The sequence below is a fragment of the Micromonospora sp. NBC_01796 genome (genome assembly GCF_035917455.1).
Taxonomy (GTDB): domain Bacteria; phylum Actinomycetota; class Actinomycetes; order Mycobacteriales; family Micromonosporaceae; genus Micromonospora_G.
Genome location: NZ_CP109078.1, coordinates 5,861,965 through 5,880,554, shown reverse-complemented (window position 1 = coordinate 5,880,554; position 18,590 = coordinate 5,861,965). Strand labels below are relative to the sequence as shown.

General features: G+C 68.7%; 12 protein-coding genes. 5 read left to right on the top strand and 7 right to left on the bottom strand.

Going from position 1 to position 18,590, the window contains the following annotated elements:
- Positions 1-721: 721 nt before the first annotated feature.
- Positions 722-1,450: a hypothetical protein gene (locus OIE47_RS26820; RefSeq protein ID WP_326557279.1), complete on the bottom strand. Its 729-nt coding sequence runs from the start codon at positions 1,448-1,450 to the stop codon at positions 722-724.
- A 39-nt stretch (positions 1,451-1,489) separates the two neighbouring features.
- On the opposite strand from OIE47_RS26820, the gene OIE47_RS26815 reads away from it, so the two are divergent.
- Both OIE47_RS26815 and OIE47_RS26810 read left to right on the top strand, forming a co-directional pair.
- Positions 1,490-2,116 carry a TetR/AcrR family transcriptional regulator gene (locus OIE47_RS26815; protein WP_326557278.1) on the top strand — a complete coding sequence of 209 codons (627 nt, stop codon included), beginning with the start codon at positions 1,490-1,492 and terminating at the stop codon, positions 2,114-2,116.
- 444 nt (positions 2,117-2,560) lie between these two features.
- The gene (locus tag OIE47_RS26810) at positions 2,561-3,226 is read left to right on the top strand and encodes a response regulator transcription factor (RefSeq protein WP_326557277.1); all 666 of its coding nucleotides are present in this window, start codon (positions 2,561-2,563) and stop codon (positions 3,224-3,226) included.
- 167 nt (positions 3,227-3,393) lie between these two features.
- Here the strand turns inward: OIE47_RS26810 and OIE47_RS26805 are convergent, their stop codons facing one another.
- The gene (locus tag OIE47_RS26805; RefSeq protein ID WP_326557276.1) at positions 3,394-4,716 is read right to left on the bottom strand and encodes a monooxygenase; all 1,323 of its coding nucleotides are present in this window, start codon (positions 4,714-4,716) and stop codon (positions 3,394-3,396) included.
- A gap of 154 nt (positions 4,717-4,870) precedes the next feature.
- On the opposite strand from OIE47_RS26805, the gene OIE47_RS26800 reads away from it, so the two are divergent.
- Positions 4,871-7,015 (top strand): MMPL family transporter, encoded by a 2,145-nt coding sequence (locus OIE47_RS26800; protein WP_326557275.1) that lies wholly within the window; start codon positions 4,871-4,873, stop codon positions 7,013-7,015.
- Positions 7,016-7,122: 107 nt separating this feature from the next.
- On the opposite strand, the gene OIE47_RS26795 is transcribed toward OIE47_RS26800, so the two are convergent.
- Both OIE47_RS26795 and OIE47_RS26790 read right to left on the bottom strand, forming a co-directional pair.
- Positions 7,123-8,574 carry a HAMP domain-containing sensor histidine kinase gene (locus tag OIE47_RS26795; protein WP_326557274.1) on the bottom strand — a complete coding sequence of 484 codons (1,452 nt, stop codon included), beginning with the start codon at positions 8,572-8,574 and terminating at the stop codon, positions 7,123-7,125.
- The gene (locus OIE47_RS26790; RefSeq protein WP_442791995.1) at positions 8,571-9,302 is read right to left on the bottom strand and encodes a response regulator transcription factor; all 732 of its coding nucleotides are present in this window, start codon (positions 9,300-9,302) and stop codon (positions 8,571-8,573) included. The genes OIE47_RS26795 and OIE47_RS26790 overlap by 4 nt, the downstream gene beginning before the upstream one ends.
- A 622-nt stretch (positions 9,303-9,924) precedes the next feature.
- Here OIE47_RS26790 and OIE47_RS26785 point away from each other — a divergent pair.
- Positions 9,925-12,630, top strand: coding sequence for a M14 family metallopeptidase (locus OIE47_RS26785; RefSeq protein WP_326557272.1), 2,706 nt, complete (start codon positions 9,925-9,927; stop codon positions 12,628-12,630).
- Positions 12,631-12,899: 269 nt separating this feature from the next.
- Here the strand turns inward: OIE47_RS26785 and OIE47_RS26780 are convergent, their stop codons facing one another.
- The 3 genes from OIE47_RS26780 to OIE47_RS26770 all read right to left on the bottom strand — a co-directional run bounded on the left by OIE47_RS26780 (position 12,900) and on the right by OIE47_RS26770 (position 17,540).
- Entirely contained in the window at positions 12,900-14,918 is a 2,019-nt protein-coding gene (locus OIE47_RS26780) for an ABC transporter permease (protein ID WP_326557271.1), read from the bottom strand.
- Entirely contained in the window at positions 14,915-16,345 is a 1,431-nt protein-coding gene (locus tag OIE47_RS26775; RefSeq protein WP_326557270.1) for an extracellular solute-binding protein, read from the bottom strand. Before OIE47_RS26775 ends, OIE47_RS26780 begins: the two co-directional genes overlap by 4 nt.
- Before the next feature lie 424 nt (positions 16,346-16,769).
- On the bottom strand, positions 16,770-17,540 hold the full coding sequence (locus OIE47_RS26770) for an IclR family transcriptional regulator (RefSeq protein WP_326557269.1): 771 nt from the start codon (positions 17,538-17,540) through the stop codon (positions 16,770-16,772).
- 179 nt (positions 17,541-17,719) lie between these two features.
- Between OIE47_RS26770 and OIE47_RS26765 the strand changes: the two genes are divergently transcribed.
- Positions 17,720-18,589, top strand: a complete 870-nt coding sequence (locus tag OIE47_RS26765) for a fumarylacetoacetate hydrolase family protein (protein WP_326557268.1) — start codon at positions 17,720-17,722, stop codon at positions 18,587-18,589.
- The last annotated feature ends 1 nt before the right edge of the window (position 18,590 follow it).

The following is an 18,590-nucleotide window of genomic DNA, read 5'->3' as shown; positions in this document are numbered from 1 at the left end:
ACCGCCGCCGATCGTGCGCGCCCACGCCGGAGCGTCTGCCACCCCTCGGTAGCCCTCGATGCTGATGCGTCCAGGTGGGAGAACCTCCGGACCTGTCGATGAGTGGACGTTCAGTGTCGGGCGCGGCAAGCCGGCATCCTCAAGATGCGCTGCACCGGCGCGGGCCGGCCGTTCGGGTTCATCGCGGGACAGCACAAGGAGAACGAGCTTTCGGCTAATCAGGTATACGCCCGTCGATCACGGAGAGCCGCAGCTTCGGCCAGGCTTTCGAGCGGCCTGACTGGGCGGCGGAGACGACAACCATCATGTTGGTGGCGCGGAAAGGGTCGGACGTGACGAAACCCTGTGGCTACAGGTCGATGGGGACCGACGGCGTTGGTACCGGTACGAAATCGATGCCTAGACATACGCCCGACGCCGGAGCTGCGTACGGCGGATCCGACCGCGTCGGTGGCCTCGCTACCCGTGGGGGCGGAGGCGCCTGGAGCGGGTGCATCCTGCGCTACGAGCGGACGTTCATGCGTCCGATGCTTCCCCAGCGCTGAACGCAGGCCCACCACCGCGTCCGGCGGGCTACGGCAAGGCACCGCGACCATGGCGCGCCGCGCTCACCCCGGCCTGGCGCCGCTGCTGGCCGTGGCGAACGCCGCGAGGAGTCACGGACTTCCCACGATGCTGGCCTTCGGGTGGATCGGTCGACCGTCGGAGTGATCAAAATGGCTCAACGGGAGCGGTGGGTCAGTTGTTCGGTTTTGCCTGGATGGGCAACGGCTGTCAGGCGGATCAGGGTGCTGCCGTAGGCGACGATCCACACGACCCAGATGAGCCAGCCGACGAGGCCGAGGAGACCGACCGGACCGGGGTCGTCGATGACCAGGGGACTCAGCACGGCTGAGCCGAGCTGGAGCGCGGCGGCCAGCAGGCCGATCCCGCTGTGCCAGCGGCGGATCAGGCCGGCGCGCCGGCCACTGATGGACAGGCCGATCATGGCGAGTGCCAGGAAGGTGCCGTTGAAGGTGAACAGCGCGTTGTGCAGTGCCCAGAGTCCGGCGATCGCGGTGCTGTCCTGCGCGGTCGTTGACGCGAGCGCGAGCCGGATGGCCAGCACGCCGGTGAACGTGATGTTCTGCATGATCACTCCGGCGAATCCGACCAGGGACCAGGCTGTGCCTTGCTCGCGGTCGGACCGCCACAGTACGGAGACCGCGCCGGCGCCGAACAGGGTGGCCAGCACCCAGGCGACCGGTGCGAGTGCTGACGCGAGGCCGACGGTGTTCTGTCGAGTGGTAAAGAACTGGACAACGTCGTTGGTCGCCGCACCGGTGTGGGGCAGGCCGGCTGGTACCAGGATGGCGTTGGTGGAGGCGATCAGGATGGCGAATCCGAGCCCGGCGAGTCCGGCGATCCGCGGGAATGTCCAGGTGCTTCCGACACCAAGGATACGGTCCATATATTCAATATATGGACCGGAAACCGAAAGAGGCAAGCCATGACCGCCGAAACAGGCAGGCGCAGGTACGAGTCACTACGCCGGGCGACGCAAGCGGCAGAGACCAGGGGTGAGATCGCCACCGCCGCTCGTCGGCTGTTCCTCTCCCGGGGTTGGGCGGCGACCACGGTACGTGACGTCGCACGGGAAGCCGGGGTCTCGGTGCCGACCGTCTACGCGGTGTACGGGAACAAGACCGGGCTGATCCAGGCCCTGGCCGACGCGGCGGACATCGCCGCAGATCCGACACAGGCGCTCGCCGAACTGGAAAGGGCCGGCAACGATCCAGTGCGGCAGCTTGCGGCGATGGCCGGCTACGACCGGCGCCTCTTCGAGCGCGCCGGCGACATCATCGCGCTCGTGCGCGAGGCGGGCCGCACCGAGCCCACGCTGGCGACCGCCTACCGCGACGCCCGCCAGCAGGGGGACGAGACCAGGATCCAGGTGTTCTCGTCGTGGCCGGGCGGCGTTCTCCGCGACGGATTGGACATATGGTCGGCCGTCGACATCTACGCGGCGATCTGCAACATCGACGTCTACACCACACTGACCGACGAACGCGGCTGGCAACCCGAACAGGTAGAACGCTGGTGGACCGAGGCCCTGGCCCGCGAACTCCTGACCTGACATGTCATGAGGCGCCTCACGTCGGGCCGTCCCGGTACGGAGGACTTCTCAAGGGTGCTGTTGGCTTCGCTGTCGAGATCAATCGAGTCTTGCGGGAATGGGACGGTGCCGGGCGGACCTGGAAGCCGGCGGCAGCTGCCTGCGTGGCCTGTGGGTCCTCCCGTCAACAACGCAGGTCCACCGGCTGTGGGTGTAGCCATTGCCGACGTCACCTCTCCGACATCTGGATTGGGCCGGTGGTCATCTGTCGATGTGAGTGCGTTGGCTGGCGAAGGCAGACGAAGAGATTCTTGTTCATCCTTCGTTGAAAAAGCGGCGTAAAACCGGGCACGCTCGCCGTGCAAGTCCGCCTGAGCGCCGTTTCTAACGGTCGCTTCAGGTTCGCTCGGTATGAACTGGGCATCGCCGGGCGACGCGGGTCTCGACCCTGAAGGGCAGCCATTCGTGATTTCTGTGCTCGTGGTGGACGCCCAGCCGCTGCAGCGCCTCGGGTTTCGGGTGCTGCTGGAGTGCACCCCCGACACCGAGATCGTCGGCGAGGCCGGCAACGGCGCCGAGGCCGTTCGGCAGATCACCGCGCTGCGCCCCGACGTGGTGCTGATGGACATCCGTATGCCGGGCGTCGACGGGATCGAGGCGACCCGGCGCATCGTCGCAGCCGGTGGGCGTTCGCGGATCCTGGTGCTGACGACGTTCGACCTGGAACGGTACGCGTTCGCCGCGCTGCGGGCCGGGGCGAGTGGTTTCCTGCTCAAGGACATCGGCCCGGAGGAGTTGCTCGCCGGCATCCGGGCCGTCGCCGCTGGGGGCGCCGCGCTCGCGCCGGCGCTGACTCGGCGGCTGCTCGACGCGTTCGCCGACCGGCTCGACGATGACCTCTGCGGACCCGTGCGGAAGGATCCCCGGCTGAGCTTCCTGACCCACCGCGAGCGCGAGGTCCTCGTCGCCATCGGCCAGGGCCTCACCAACGGCGAGATCGCGCAACGGTTCACGCTGTCGGAGTCGACGGTGAAGACCCACGTCGGGCGGGTCCTCGCCAAGATCGGCGCACGGGACCGGATCCAGGCGGTCATCCTCGCCTACAACCTGAGACTCACCCGGCCGGTCTAGTATTCAGCTCGCGCGTCAGTCGAGGGCGCGACCGTGGTTCCCAGCCGCTCCGCTGCCGGGTCCGCCTGCAGCCCTCCACGTCACCGCCCGTTCAGTGCGGAAGTGTGAGCTCAGAGCCGTTTCTCGGCTCGTCGACCTCGGTGAGCTCACACACGTTCGACGCTTCCTCAGGACTTGCGGGGGGAGACCGTCATGATGCCCGTGCACATCTCGTCGCTGGTGCCGTCGCCCCACACCACGTAGCGGGGCGGCAGCTTCTTCAGCTGCGGCAGCTGTCTGCGCAGCCTCGCGTCGTGCGTACACGTCACCCGCAGCGTGTCCCCCGGACCGATCTCCACCGGCGACGGCAACTTCATCAGCCGCTGGTTGTCGAAGTCGAACTGCGGCACGTCGAGCACGACCTTGGTGTTCGGCGTGCCCGGGTTGAGTTCGACCTTGATGGCCCGCCCGAGCAGGTGCATGTGGCCGAAACCGGCGAACAGCGTCATCGGCGCCGGCACCTTCTGGTCGCAGGTCTGGGTGTTACCGGGCTTCGGCACGCCGCCCGGGTTGCATTCCTCCACCTGACGGTCCGCCGACTCGCCGACATCCGGTCCGAACCGCTTCGTCACGTCCGCGATCGAGGCCGTCCGGTCACAGAGCGGACCCGACTCGTCGGCGGCGCAGGGCAGGTCGGTCGGCGCGTCGAGCGACCACGTTTCGAGTTCCCGGGTTTGGGGCGTGCCGTCCGTCAGCCGCAGCCGCACCGCCGAGCGGTCCGACCCGGCCGGTTTGCCGTCGGTCGCGAGCAGGTTGTAGTGGATCTGGAGGATGATTAGGCTGCCCGGCCCCAGCTTGAAGCCGAGGTCCTGGTCGAGCAGCGTCTCCGTGGCGCCCGGCGCCCAGGTGTCCACCCACGTCGCGCCCTGGTCGTCGCCCTCCACGTCGGCGCCGGGCACGCCGGTCCCGCCGAAACACTGCCAGCCGAGGCCGGGCGTCTTCGCGTCCTGCTTGCGCACCAGGGCAGCGCGGTCCGGCGGCACCGCGTACACGATGGCGTGGTGCGCGATGGCGACGTTCTCCGGTGCGAATTGGGTCCCGGTCACGAACGCCGTCTTGGTCAGGCCCGGATCGATCACCTGGCACCGGTACTCGTCCGTGCCGCCGCCCTCCGGCGCCGTAGGCGTGTAGGCCTCGGCCATCTTCAGGTCCAGGAACCGCTCGCCGGCGCGCAGCGACTGCGCTGGAGCCGACGACGCGCCCGCGTGCATGCTGTGCGGGCCGGCAGCTGGGCGTGCCGCACTGTTGTCGGCGTCCGACCCGCAAGCGGCGACAGCAGCGAACGCTGTCACCAGCGTCATGGCGCCCGCCGCGAATTTCCACCGTGGACTGTCAGATTTCCTCATAGCCCGGACGCTAGGACAGATTCCGTCTTGTTTCGTCGTACGGCGGTCGTCATCGTCGGGAGGGAGGTGGTACCGCGGTACCACTCCCGGAGCGCCGTTCGACACCCGCACGAGAGCCGTGCCGCGTTGCTCATCCGGTCCGACGGCTGTGTGCCTGGGCCTTGCCAACCGGTCTGATCACCGGATTAACGGTCGTCTCAGATTCGCTCGGTACGAAGTTGGCCTCGGACAAGCGATGCAACCCGTCAGGAGGCTATTGATGTCAGTCAACGCAGCGCCGCCCAGGGAAGTGCCGCCCGGTCGGTTGGCAGGCCGGTGGGTGCCGTGGCTGGTGATCGGCCTGTGGCTGGCGCTGGCGGCGGTCATGGTGCCGCTGAGCGGAAAGTTGAGCTCGGTCACCACCGACAAAGCCGCGGACACCCTGCCAGCCAGCGCCGAGTCCACCAAGGTGGCGGTGCTGGAGGACAGTCTCCCCGGCGGCGAGGACAACACGTTCGTCTTCGTGTACCACCGCGTCGGCGGCATGACCGACGCCGACCGCGCGACGGTCGAGCGCCACCACAGCACCCTTGCCAAGCGGTACCCGCCGAAGGTGGCGGCGGCTGGCGAGGACGACGAGGGCCCACTGACGAGACTCTCCACCGACGGCAGGGCGATGATGTTCACCCTCGAGGTGAGCACGACCTACGGCGCACCGGAGGCCATCGTCGGCCCGTTGCGTGACGCCGCGAAGGACCGCCCCGGCGGCCTGGAACTCGACGTGACCGGCCCGGCCGCGATCGACGGCGACGTGGACGCCGTCTTCGACGGCATCGACATGCAGGTCCTCCTCACCACCGTCGTCGTCGTCACGCTCCTGCTGATCCTCACCTACCGCAGCCCAGTGTTGTGGTTCATCCCGCTCGTGGCCGTGGGCGCGGCCGCACTGACCGCGATGGCGACCGTCTACCTCCTCGTCAAGGGCTTCGGCATCGTGGTCAACGACCAGAACTCGGCGCTGCTGACGATCCTGGTATTCGGCGTCGGCACGGACTACGCGCTGTTGCTCATCGCTCGATATCGGGAGGCACTGCACCACCACGAGAACGTCCGGGTTGCGATGGTTCACGCGCTACGCGGCGCGGCGCCGGCCATCGTCGCGTCCGCGGCCACCGTGATCGCCGGCCTGCTCTGCCTGCTCGTCGCGGACCTGAACAGCACCAGCGGGTTGGGCCCGATCGGCGCGGCCGGCATCCTGTGCGCGCTGGTGGCCATGCTGACGCTCTTCCCGGCGGTGCTCGTGGTGCTCGGCAGGCGGATCTTCTGGCCGGCCATCCCACGGTTCAGCACGGTCGTGGAAGAGAAGCCGGGGCTGTGGGGACGGCTCGGCACCGCCATCAGCCGCCGCCGGTGGGTGGCGACGCTCAGCTCGCTCGGAGTCCTCGGCGTGCTCGCCATCGGCCTGGCGGGCAACACCGGCGTCCTGCGGGAGCAGGACCAGTTCCTGTCCGCGCCGGAGTCGGTCACTGGCTTCACCGTCCTCCGCCAGCACTTCCCCGAGCTCGGCGGCCAGCCGATGACGATCTTCACGCGGCCGGCGCACCAGGAGCGGGTGCTCGACATCGTCAAGCGCACTCCCGGCGTGACTCTGGCGATCCCGGGTGAGACCAGCGGTGGCTGGGCCGACATCTCCGTGTTCCCGGCTGACGCGCCGGACACCGTCGCGGAGTACGACACGATCAAGCGGGTGCGCACCGCCGTGCACGCGGTGAGCGGGGCGGAGGCGATCGTCGGCGGGCCGAGCGCGGAGAACCTCGACACCGCGGTGACCACCAGCCGCGACGAGAAGCTGGTGATCCCGCTGGTGCTCGCCGTCGTCCTGATCGTCCTCGGGCTGCTGTTGCGCGCGTTCGTGGCCCCGCTGGTCCTGATGGCCACCGTGATCATCTCATTCGCCGCAGCCTTCGGCGGCAGTGTGTTCGTCTTCGACACGATCCTCGGGTTCAAGGGCGTCGACTATTCGGTGCCGCTGCTGGCATTCCTGTTCCTGGTGGCGCTCGGCGTCGACTACAACATCTTCCTGGTCAGCCGGGCACGGGAGGAAACCGTGCGGCTCGGCACCAGAGAGGGCATGCTCAAAGCCCTCTCCGCCACCGGTGGCGTCATCACCTCGGCAGGCCTGGTCCTGGCGGCCACGTTCGCGGTCCTCGCCACACTTCCGCTGGTGATGCTGGTCGAGGTCGGATTCCTGGTCGCCTTCGGCGTGCTGCTCGACGCCCTGCTGGTGCGGTCGGTCCTGGTGCCCGCCCTCACCCTGCTGATCGGCCGGCGGATCTGGTGGCCGAGCCGGCTGTCCCGACCGGTGGAGCTGCCGGACGGTCAAGAGTCGCTCGCCGCCGACGAGGAGCCCGTGCTGCAACGGTGAGCGAGGCGGCACGGACGAGATCCGGGACGGGGCCCAGCCCGTCCCGGATCGTTTCATGGGCCCGACGGTCGCCGCCCTTTGGTCCTGCGCCGCGCCGCCGGGGCGGGTCAGCGCACCGCGGTGTCCTCCCCGGGGGTGAGCCGCGCGATCGGGGCGGGCGGGGCCGCGGCCGGAAGGTCGACCCGAAGCAGCGCGCCACCGCGTGCGGAGCGGGCGACGGTGACCCGGCCGCCGTGGTCGTCGACGACCCGCTGCACGATCGACAGCCCCAGACCGGATCCTGGCAACGCCCGGGCGCTCTCGGCACGGTAGAACCGGTCGAACACCCGCGGTACATCGACGGCGTCGATGCCCGGCCCGGCGTCGTCGACCTCGAGCACCGCCGACGCGCCCTCGGCACGGAGCCGGACCTGGACCGGCTGGGCCGCGGGGGACCACTTGCCGGCGTTGTCGATGAGGTTGAGCACCGCCCGCTGGAGCGCAGCGGGACGCCCGCTCACCCACACGGGGGTCACGTCGAGCGCGACCTCGATGTCGGGCACGCGGGAACGCGTCCGGGTCGCGGCGGCCACCACCACGTCGGCGAGGTCGAGCAGCTCGGTGTTCTCGTCGCTGACGTCACCGCGCGCCACCTCGGTCAGCTCGGCGGCAAGGGTGCTCAACTCGGCCACCTGGGCGCCGAGATCGTTGAGCAGCCGGGTCCGGCTCTCCGCCGGCAGTGCGCTGTCCAGGGTGCCGCGCCGATTGAGCCGGACCAGCAGCTCGACGTTGAGGCGCAGGCTGGTGAGCGGGGTCTTGAGCTCGTGGGCGGCGTCCTCGGCGAGCAGCCGCTGGGCCCGCCGGGAGTCCCGGAGCGCGGCGAGCATGTCGTTGATCGACTGGGTCAGCCGCCGGATCTCCCCACCGCCCTCATCCGGGATGTCGGCGTCGAGATCCCGGGTGTGCGCGACACGTACCGCGGCGGCGGTCAGCCGGTCGATCGGTGCCAGCCCGGCCCGCGCCACAGTCCGCCCGACAAGGGCGCCCCCGGCCACGCAGAACAGCCCGATCAGCAACATGCCGAACCCGAACCGGTTGATCGGGCTGTCGTCGACGACGCGGGCCACCTGGACCGCGCCGTCGCCCGCCCGCAGCGTGTAGATGACGTAGCCGTCCTCGTCGCTGTCGTTCGACTCCATCAGGTCGGCCAGCCCGCCCTGCGCCACGCGCCCGGCGGGCCCACTGACCGGAGGCAGCGCGGGTTGACCGGCCGGCGTCCGGGTCGACCCGTCGGGCAGGATGACCCGCACCAGCCGACCGGATCCGGGATACGGCGATAGCTCGACCTGCGCCAGACCGGCGCGCTCTGCGCTCGTCGCCAGGACGAGGGAGTCGGCGCGTAGCTGATTCTGGGCGGTGTCCTGCAGCTCCCAGTCCAGGAGCTCGCTGGCCACCTGGAAGGCTACGAACACGCTGACCGCAATGGCCGTCGCAGCGATCACCGTCAGCCTGGTCCGCAGGGACCGCCGCCGCCACCAACGGGTCAGCCGGCGCGGTTCCCGGCCGGCGGGCCTGCTCACGGAGGAGTCTCCCGCAACGTGTATCCCAGGCCGCGCAGCGTGTAGATCAATCGCGGCTCACCCTCGGCCTCCATCTTGCGACGCAGGTAGCTCACGTATACCTGGAGGTTGTTGGCGGTGGCGCTCATGTCGAAGCCCCAGATCGCCTCGAACAGCACGTCGCGGGTCAAGACCCGGGTCGCGTTGCGCATGAGGACCTGCAGGAGGGAGAACTCGGTCCGGGTCAGGCGCAGCGGCCGCCGGCCCCGCCACGCCTCGAACCCGTCGGGATCGAGCCGGACGTCGGCGAACGACAGGATCTGCGACTCCCCGTCGGTCGGCGTGCGCCGGCGCAGCAGGGCCCGCACCCGGGCCAGCAACTCCTCGGTGGCGAACGGCTTGGGCAGGTAGTCGTCGGCGCCCGCGTCCAGCCCCGCGACCCGGTCGGAGACCTGATCCCGGGCGGTCAGCATCAGCACCGGTAGATCCCGACCCGCCGCCCGCAACCGCCGGCAGGTCTCCAACCCGCCGAGGCGGGGCATCATCACGTCGAGGATCAGCAGATCCAGGGTGTCACCGCCGACCCCACCGACCCCGTCGAGCACGGCGAGACCGTTGGCGACGGTGCTGGTGTCGTAACCCTCGACCTGGAGCACCCGCTCCAGCGACTCACGGATGGCCCCGTCATCATCCGCGATCAGGATCCGCACGCCGGCCCGCCCCCTTCCAGTCGATGCTTTGCCGCCCATCCTCCCCGATCAACCTGAAGCCAGGATTAGAACCATCACCTCTGTGGTGCCCGCGGGCCGTGCTCTTACGGATGCCTGAGCTCAGACTTGACCACTGACGGGACGGCAACGAACGGTGGGACCGCCGGAACGGATATTGCGAGAACGGAGTGCCGGCGCGCCAGGCGCACTACCAGGCCCGCAGGCCGGCGGCGAACTCCGCGCACTGTCATGCCGCGATCCGCTCGTTACGCGATTTCGTACCTGCGGATGGTGGGGCCGCCGCTTCGGTCGTGTCGATGACCTGGACGAAGGCCGTCGCCGGACGGTGAGCACGGTGCGTGCGACACTCGTCGATCGATGGACACCGATGACTATCGAGGCGGGGGAAACTCATACATGCGCTCCCCCGTTTCTCGGGGCCCGGCAGGTGTCCTGTCCGCCCCTGTCGGAGTGGTCATGCCTCCCCTCGCGGACGGGGTGGGCGACGTGGTGTTGTCGCACCACCCCGCCGACGACGTCGCACCGCAAGCGTGCCGGGAATACCGTCTGCCCAATCCTCGACCACATCGTCACACGCGTCGAGGTCGGTTCCGGGTACGGGTACGGGTTGGAGCGGGCGGTTGGACGACCACCTCAAGCAATGCTCAAGATCCGGCTCACGCAGCTCGTCGCAGCGAAGAATTCGCATACACTCACCGCTCCCAGCTCGCTCACGACCCGCACCCATCCTGTCGCGACGGTGCCCGCCGTCGTACCCAGGCCCGCCGTGGGTGAGCTCAGCACGGCCATCCGAACTGGATCGGTCCGGCCCGCCCGTGGGCCGGCCACGGCATCATCCACAGGCCGCAAACGGAAGGAGGGGAGCATGCATCGCACACGACTGCGCATCGCGCTTCTCGCACTGCCCGCCCTGGTGGCGAGCATCCTCATCGTGCCCGCACCCGTAGGCGCGGTTCCCACGCAGTCCACAGCCACAGCGAACTCGGGGCGATCCCCCCTTGAGGACCGGGAGTCGGTAAGCCACGTACGCATCCAGCTGACCGGTGCCGACATGCTGGACAAGGTGGTCGCCGCCGGCTTCGACCTCGAGCACGGCCTCAGGCGCGTGCCCAGCGGCATCGAAGGAGAGGCGGTGGTGAACGCCGAGCAGATCGCCGAACTCGAGGCGATGGGCGTCGAGATCCTCGGCGACGACGAAGGCTTCGCCTGGAGCGACGAGGCCGACGGCGGCCTCCAGGCCCTCCGTACGCAGACAGCCCAGGTGTTCAGCCACGAGAAGACGGTGCGGGTCGTCCGCGCCGACTGGTTCACCACGAAGGGCCAGGGTTTCCTCTACGTCGAGGCGCGGACCACCGAGGGGCAGCAGGCGGACCCGATCGTCACGATGCAGCTCGAGAACGACTCGGGCCGGCGCACCCCGTTCGGCTTCGCCCGGACCATGAGCCGGTTCGTCGACTCCGGGCAGTACATGTTCCACCGGAACCTGTTCAAGCTCGACGCGCGCCCGAACCAGATCCGGGTGACCAGCTCGACCGGCGGCGTCGCCACCGGCGACGTCTCCGACTGGCTCGAGGACGCTCCGCCACCGCTGACGGAGAACCGGGGCTACAAGTCGGACTTCGTCGACGGCTACCGGAACCCGCAGCAGCTCTACAGCCGCGCCAAGGAAATCGCCCGGCAGTACCCGGACATCGCCGAGATCGTCCACCTGCCGAACCAGACCAATGGCTACCAGCGCAAGGCGCAGGCCACGATCGGCGGTACCGGGCAGTCTGCGGTCGTCGTCAGCTCGGCGGCGTGGGGTCACGAGGATGGCAACGACATCACCGTCGAGTTCGTGGACCGGCCGGGGGCGAACCTCCCGCTCGGCGTCGAGGTGACGGGCAAGGCGATCCGCGTCCTCCTCGCGAAGGATGCCTCCGCCGGGGCCGCGAGTACGGCTACCGAGGTGGCGGCGGCGCTGGAGACCCAGTCCCAGGGACTTGTCGACCGGGCGCACCCGTACCGGACCAACGCGGGCACCGGCATCGTCGCGCCGACGTCCGGCCCGGTCGCGCTGACCGACTTCCTCGACCAGAAGCGCGTCGGCGCACCGGAGGGCGAGGTGCCGCGCGGCCCGGCCACGATCCCCGTCCTGCGGATCGGCAAGCATCGCGACGGCAGGAACCCCGGCGTACTGATCCAGGCGCAGGACCACGCCCGCGAGTGGGTGCCGGCGACTACCTCGCTGGAGTCGGCCGAGCGTCTGGTGCACAACTACAGGTCCGACAGGGAGACGAAGAAGATCGTCGAGAACACCGACATCTTCTTCATCCTGTCCAACAACCCCGACGGGGCGAACTACAGCTTCTACAATTTCGCCTCGCAGCGTCGGAACATGACGAACCACTGCCCGGACGAGAACGCCGATCCGGCCCGGCGTAACTCCTGGGGCGTCGACCTGAACCGGAACTACCGGGTCGGGTCGGGTCACGACGGCTACTCGGGTGCGTCGACCAGCTGCGTCAGCGACACCTACCAGGGACCGGAGAAGCTCTCCGAACCCGAGGCGGAAAACATCATCTGGCTGGTCGAGAGGTATTCGAACATCAAGTTCATGATGTCGGTGCACTCCAACGGCGGCCAGCTGTTCTGGCAGCCCGGTGCCTACATCGCGGACGGGCGGATCACCACGCCGCGCCCGCCGCTGGGTGACGAGGCGTTCTACTGGCAGTCGGCCGGCAGGATCCTGTCGCAGGTCAAGGCGCACCGGGAGACCGTCGTCACGCCGGAGAACGTCGGCGGGTCGTCGGATGTCCTCTACTCCTCCGCGGGCAACGTGCGCGAGGACCTGTACCACACCTACGGGATCTACGCCTTCGGGTGGGAGGTCGGCGGATCGGTCTACAACCCGGCCACCGGCACCTGGCAGGGCGGCTCGTTCCAACCGGTGTGGGAGGGCGATCCGAACCTTGTCAGCGGTCACGCCGAGACGATGGAGTACGCCAACGGCATCATGGAGATGTTCCGGGTCGCGGCGGACTGGGGCAAGGACAAGAAGGACCCGACGTCCAAGCTCGTTCCCGGCGGCGGGAAATACTCCGCGCCCGTCGACGTGCGCTTCGAGACGAACGAGCCGGCCACCATCTACTACACGACGGACGGCAGCCGGCCCACCCTCCAGTCGCCGCGTTACGAGGCGACTGAATTCCGAGAGCCGGGCGAGGTGTTCCACGTGACCGAGACGACGACGTTCCACTGGTTCTCGGTCGACGCGGCGGGCAACATCGAGCAGAACTACGACCCGACGAAGACCGACAAGCGCAACAACTACCGCAAGGCGACGATCACGATCCGCAAGAAGTAGGGGCCCATCCGGTCCGGGCGGGATCGCAGTCATGTGAACCCGGTTGGACCGGATCGATCCGCCGGTACGGGTGCTCCTCGGGGAACCCGTACCGGCGGGGCCTCACCTCGGTGGCCGGCATCGCCTCCGCGAAACAGGGGTCACGGGACGTGATCACTGCCCCCAGCATGGCCGGCATCATCGGCATGATCGAGCGCCACGTGGCGGAGATTACCCGCCACGTGGCGGGCCACCGTTGCGGGTGATCGACGGCGCGCTGGCCTCCCCGGTCAGCCCTTCACCGCGCCCGCGGTGAGCCCCTCGGTCAGGAAACGCTGCCCGAAGGCGTACATGACCACCACGGGGATGCTGACGAGCAGCGATGCGGCGGCGAGCTGTCCCTGCGGTACGACATCCCCGGCGATCATCGACTGCATCCCGACGGGGAGCGTCTTGTACTCGTCCTTCGTGATGAACACGAAGGCGAAGAGGAACTCGTTCCAGGCATTGGTCAGGGTGAACAGCGCGACCGCCAGCAGTCCCGGCTTGGCGAGGGGCAGCACCACCCGGCCGAACGCCTGGATGCGGGTGCAGCCGTCGACCAGCGCGGCCTCCTCCAGTTCGACAGGGATCGATGCGAAGTACCCCGCCAGCAGCCAGGTGGCGAACGGAAGCGTGAAGGTGGGGTACGTCAGCACCAGCGACCACAGCGAGTCGGTGAGCCGCACTCCGATGAGCAACTGGTACAGCGGGATGAACAGCAGCGCACCCGGCATCACGTAGGTGAGCAGCACCGTGACGGTGAAGCCCTGCGCCCCGCGGAACCGCAGCCGGGCCAGCGCGTAGCCCGCCAGGACGGCGCAGACCAGTGCCACCGCGGTGGACGCCACGGACACCAGTACGGTGTTGAGATACCAGCGGCCGAACGGCTGGTTCGTGAACAGGGCACCGAACTGCTCCAACGTCCACGGCGTCGGCCACAGGTCGTTGACGCGCATGACAACCTGGCCCTCGGACTTGAAGGCCGTGACGGCGATCCAGTACAGCGGGCCGAGCACGAAGGCGAGCAACCCGACCATCGCGACACCGGATCCCAGGCTCGACACGAGGGACGACGCACGGCGACCTCCCTGGGACTGGAGCGCCGAGACCACCCGACCGACCGTCGCCGCGATCAGCAGGATCACACCGAGGACCACCGCCGCCTTCCAGAAGATCTGTGGCGACGCCCAGACCAGCAGACCGACGAGCGCCGCGGTGACGACCCACGGCAGCGCCTTGCGCGCCGGCGCCGCCCACCGCGCCGTCCGGGCGCTCCCGGGTCGCTTGGTGCCGGCGTCCTGGCGCAACAGCCGGACCAGGACGAACACCAGCCCGCCGATGACCGGCAGCATGACGAGCGTGACCGCCGCTCCCGCGCCGTACTGCAACTGCAGGATCGCCTTCGAGTACGCGACGAGCACGTACGGCGCGGTCACGTTGCCCGGGCCGCCCTGTGTCAGCAACCAGATGAGGTCGAAGTTGTTGAACGTCCAGATCGACGACAGGGTCACTGTCACGGTGATCACGTGGCGCAGTCCGGGTAGCGTCACGTGGACGAATCTCCGCCACGACGAGGCGCCGTCGATGGCCGCCGCCTCGTACAGGTCCGCCGGGATGGCCTTCAGCCCTGCGAGGAAACAGACGGTGAAGAACGGCACCCCCTTCCACACGTTGACGAGGATCACGGACGGCATGGCCAGCGACGTGTCGGACAGCCAGCCCGCAGGCCAGCTGTCGACCAACTGCACCGTGGCCAGCAGCGGCCCGATCCCCGAGGCGGTGAGCAGGGTGTTGACGCTGCCGAAGATCGGGTCGAGCAGGGAGCGCCAGCTGAACGCCGTCACCACCGTCGGCACCACCCACGGCACCAGGAGGAGCCCGGTCAGCAGGGCCCGACCACGACGCCGATGGTGCAGCAGCAGGGCCGCGGCAAGCCCCAGTACCACCTTGAACACCTCGGCGTACGCGGTGTAGACGAACGAGTTCACCACGCCCGTGCGGAACTGCTCGTCGGCGAAGAGGGCGATGTAGTTGCCCAGGCCGACGAAGACGTTGTCCTGCCCGTGCCGCTCCGTGGTGCTGGTGACGATCGACCGGGCGATCGGCACGAGCACGAGCCCGCCGACCAGCGCGGCCGTGGGCGCCAGAAACAGTGCCGCCAGCCGCCAGTCACGGCCCAGCCGCCGCTGGGTCTTCGTCAGAGAGCCGCGCCCCGGCGGCGGGGGTGCCCCCGTCGCCGGGGCCGGTGCTGAACGGACCGACCTCACTGCGGCAGCCCCTGCTGGGCGAAGATCTGCACCATCTTCGCGTGCGCGGCCGTCACGGCCTGCGCGGGCGCCGTTCCCTGTACGACCTGCTGCATCATGTCGGTGAGGACGTAGGCCGCGACGGCGGCCTGCTGGCCGGCGCTGGCCTTCTGTGGGAAGGCCAGGCCGTTCTTGGTGGACAGCGGCAACGGCTGCTGGGACACCTTGCGCACCATGGGAAACGCCGGGTCGCCGCTGGTGAAGAACGGGTCGGCGTCCCAGACCTTCTCCCAGGCGGGCATCGCCAGACCGGGCGCCTCCTTCGCCACCCCGACCAGCGCGGGCGCACTGACCAGGTACTGCGCCAGGAGCTTGGCGAGTGCGGGGTTCTTGGCACCCTTGAAGACGACGAAGCCCTGGGACTGCCCGAGCAGCAGGGAGTTGTCGGTCGCCGGCCCGATGCAGTCGGAGAAGACGTGGGTGTTGCCGTAGACGGGGTTCCGCTTGGTCTTGGAGTCCGCGTAGACGCTGAAGCTGTTGCGGGTGTAACCCAGGATCCCGGCGAGCCAGTTCTCGTTGTTGCTGGTGTCGGTCCAGCTGGCCACCCCCGGCGGCAGCATCGGCCGGTACTTGGGATTGGTGTAGAGGTCACCCAGGAAGGTCACCGCTTGCACCGTTTCGGGAGAGTCGAACGTGACCTTCCTGCCGTCGTTGGAGGTGATCGCCCCGCCGTACGAGTTGATCAGTGCCTCGATCATGCCGTTGCCGTCACCGGACCGGTTCACCGTCATACCCCAGCCGAACCGGCGCTTGGTCGGATCGGAGATCGCCAGGCACAGATCCCGCAACTCCTCCCAGGTGTAGACGTCCTTGGGGGTGATGCCCTTGTCCTGCATCCAGTCCTTGCGCAGGAACGACCCGATCCCGATGAAGTGGTACGGGATCGCGTACCACTTGCCGTCGAAGACGCAGAAGTTCTTGGCCTCCGCGCAGGGCTCGCCGTACTTGGCCGTCAGCGCCTCGACGACGTCCGTCACGTCCTCCAGGTCGCCCAGCGCGTGAAACTGCGCGACGAACCGCGAGTCGGTCATGAACGCCAGGTCACGCGCCACGCCGCCCTTGACCTCGGCATCGATCTTGGCCACCACGTCACCGGCGTCGGCCTGGACCAGACTGTTCTCGATCTTCGTCCCGGTGACGTCGGCGAACTTACCGATCGAGCTGTCGAGCGCTTCGTTCGCCTTTGTCGAGTAGAGCTTCTGCGACAGCACCCCCATCGAGGAGCCCTTCAACGACGCCGCGGCGTCCACCAGCTCCTTCGGAACCTCCGGCTGCACCCTGGTGGGCGAGTCGGAGGTGCCCCCGCACGCGGCCAGACCGGCCGCCCCGAGCACCCCCACCCCCATCCCCAGAAAGCCGCGCCGGGACCATAACGGGTTGTCCTCCATAGACCTTGGCCTCCCTTGTTTTCCCTGATCGCCGCACGCCGAAGGCGCACTTGGCGAACGCCGCGTTCCTAGTGCTTCAGCTGTGTTTCGATGTCGGCGACTGCGGGCACGCGGCCCGCATCGGTCAACGCGTGCGCGTACTCGTCGTCGGCCAGCTACCGCCCTGAGGGCTCGATGGCGCAGAAGTTGGTGGGGTTGTCCCAGCGGCGTCGGGCCCACCCATGGCGCCGTCCACCCCCGCAGTCCACGGCGACCGGGCCGAGAGAGCGGTGCTGACGTTCCAGTTCGGTCGGTCCACGGGACACCACCGTTCGAAATTTCGAACTATGTTCGAGATATCGTGTCGAGTGGACGCGACGCTAGAGGAACACAGGGAGGCATGTCAATGTTTCGATGCGATTTCCGGTCGGAACCAGCAAGCCGACTATCGAGCCGGGGCCAGGTAGCCCATCCGGGCGGACAGCGTGGCCGCGCCCTCGCGTACCAGCGCGGTCCACTCGACGTGCGCCTGCGGGGTCCAGCGAATGGTCGGCGCGGACACGCTCATCGCGGCGATGGTTGCGCCGGAATGGTCCCGGACCGCCGCGGCGACGCAGCGCATGGCGCTGTCGGACTCACCGATGTCGAACGCGACGCTCTCGGCCCGGACATGTTCGAGATGCGCCCGCAGGCGGTCCGGATCGGTGATGCTGTCCGGCGTCATGCCCGACAGGACACCCTTCGGCAGGACGACGTCCAGGCCCGCCTGATCGAGGCCCGACAGCAGTATCTTGCCGACCGCCGTGCAGTGCGCCGGCAGCCGCCGCCCGACCGCAGAGACCATCCGGATCGGGTGGGTGCTGTCGACCTTGACAAGGTAGATGACATCGGCACCGTCGAGCACGGCCACGTGAACCGCCTCGTCGCACGCGGCGGCCACGTCCCGCGCGACGCTCTGCGCCTCACGGACCAGGTCGAGCCGGCCGGCGAACGCCGCACCGAGCTGGAACAGGGGCATGCCGAGCCGATACTGCACCGGCTGGCCCGGAACGGAGATCAGGTACGAGCGCGCCTCGAGCGTGACGAGCAACTCGTGGACGGTGGTGCGGGGTAGGTCGAGCCGCTCCATCACCTCACGGGCCGACAGCTGAGGACGGTCCAGAAACAGTTCGAGGATGTCGAGTGCGCGAATGACCGCCGGTACCACACGGGGCATGTCGATAGTCCCTTCGGAATGCCGGACTCGTGTCAACGATCTCCACACGGACCGGCACCTGAAGAGGGTAACCGCGTCGTCCCCCGCGCCAGGTTCCGGGCTCGTCGCCCGCAGAAGCGGTCCCGACGCAACCAGAAACAGCCACGTTCGCTGCTTTTCCCCACACCTAGGATGGTCAAATGTCGATCTCCATTCACCACCTGAGCGCCGGCAACGCCTCACGCTGGGCCGTACGCCAGGACGGCGAGTGGGGCGAGCTCGACGCCAGCCTCGCCGACCTGCTCGCCCTACCGCTCGACCAGGCCCGCGCTGTGGTCGAGGCCGCCGCCCGCGAAGCCCGCGGCGACATGCCCGGAGACAGGGCACTTCCACCCGTGGACCGGCAGGAGGTGTGGGCAGCCGGGGTGACGTACCTGCGCAGCCGCGACGGACGACAGGAGGAGTCCGGACACGGTTCCCTCTACGACCACGTCTACGTCAGTGACCGTCCCGAGATCTTCTTCAAGTCCAGTCCGTGGCGGGTTGTCGGCGACCGCGACGCCGTCGGGATCCGTGTCGACTCCGGCTGGGACGTACCTGAGCCCGAGGTTGGCCTGGTGCTCAACGCGGCCGGGGACGTGTTCGGTTACACGCTGGGCAACGACATGAGCAGCCGAGCGATCGAGGGTGAGAACCCGCTCTACCTTCCGCAGGCGAAAATCTACGACCGCTCCTGTGCGCTCGGCCCGGCGATCGTACCGAGCTGGGCGATCGACCCGGACACGATCCAGATCGGGATGCGGGTGCTGCGTGAGGGCCGCGAGGCGTACGCCGGAGCGACCTCGACGTCGGCGATGGCCCGCGGTTTCACCGACCTTGCCGGCTGGTTGTTCCGAGCGCTCAGCTTTCCGGCCGGCGTGGTGCTGCTGACCGGCACCGGCATTGTGCCGGAGGCCGAGTTCACCACACGACCCGGTGACACGATCGAGATCACGTCCGCGGCACTCGGAACGCTGACCAATCCCGTCGTTGCGGTCGGCGATGCGACCGGTGGGCAGAGACGACCGTGAC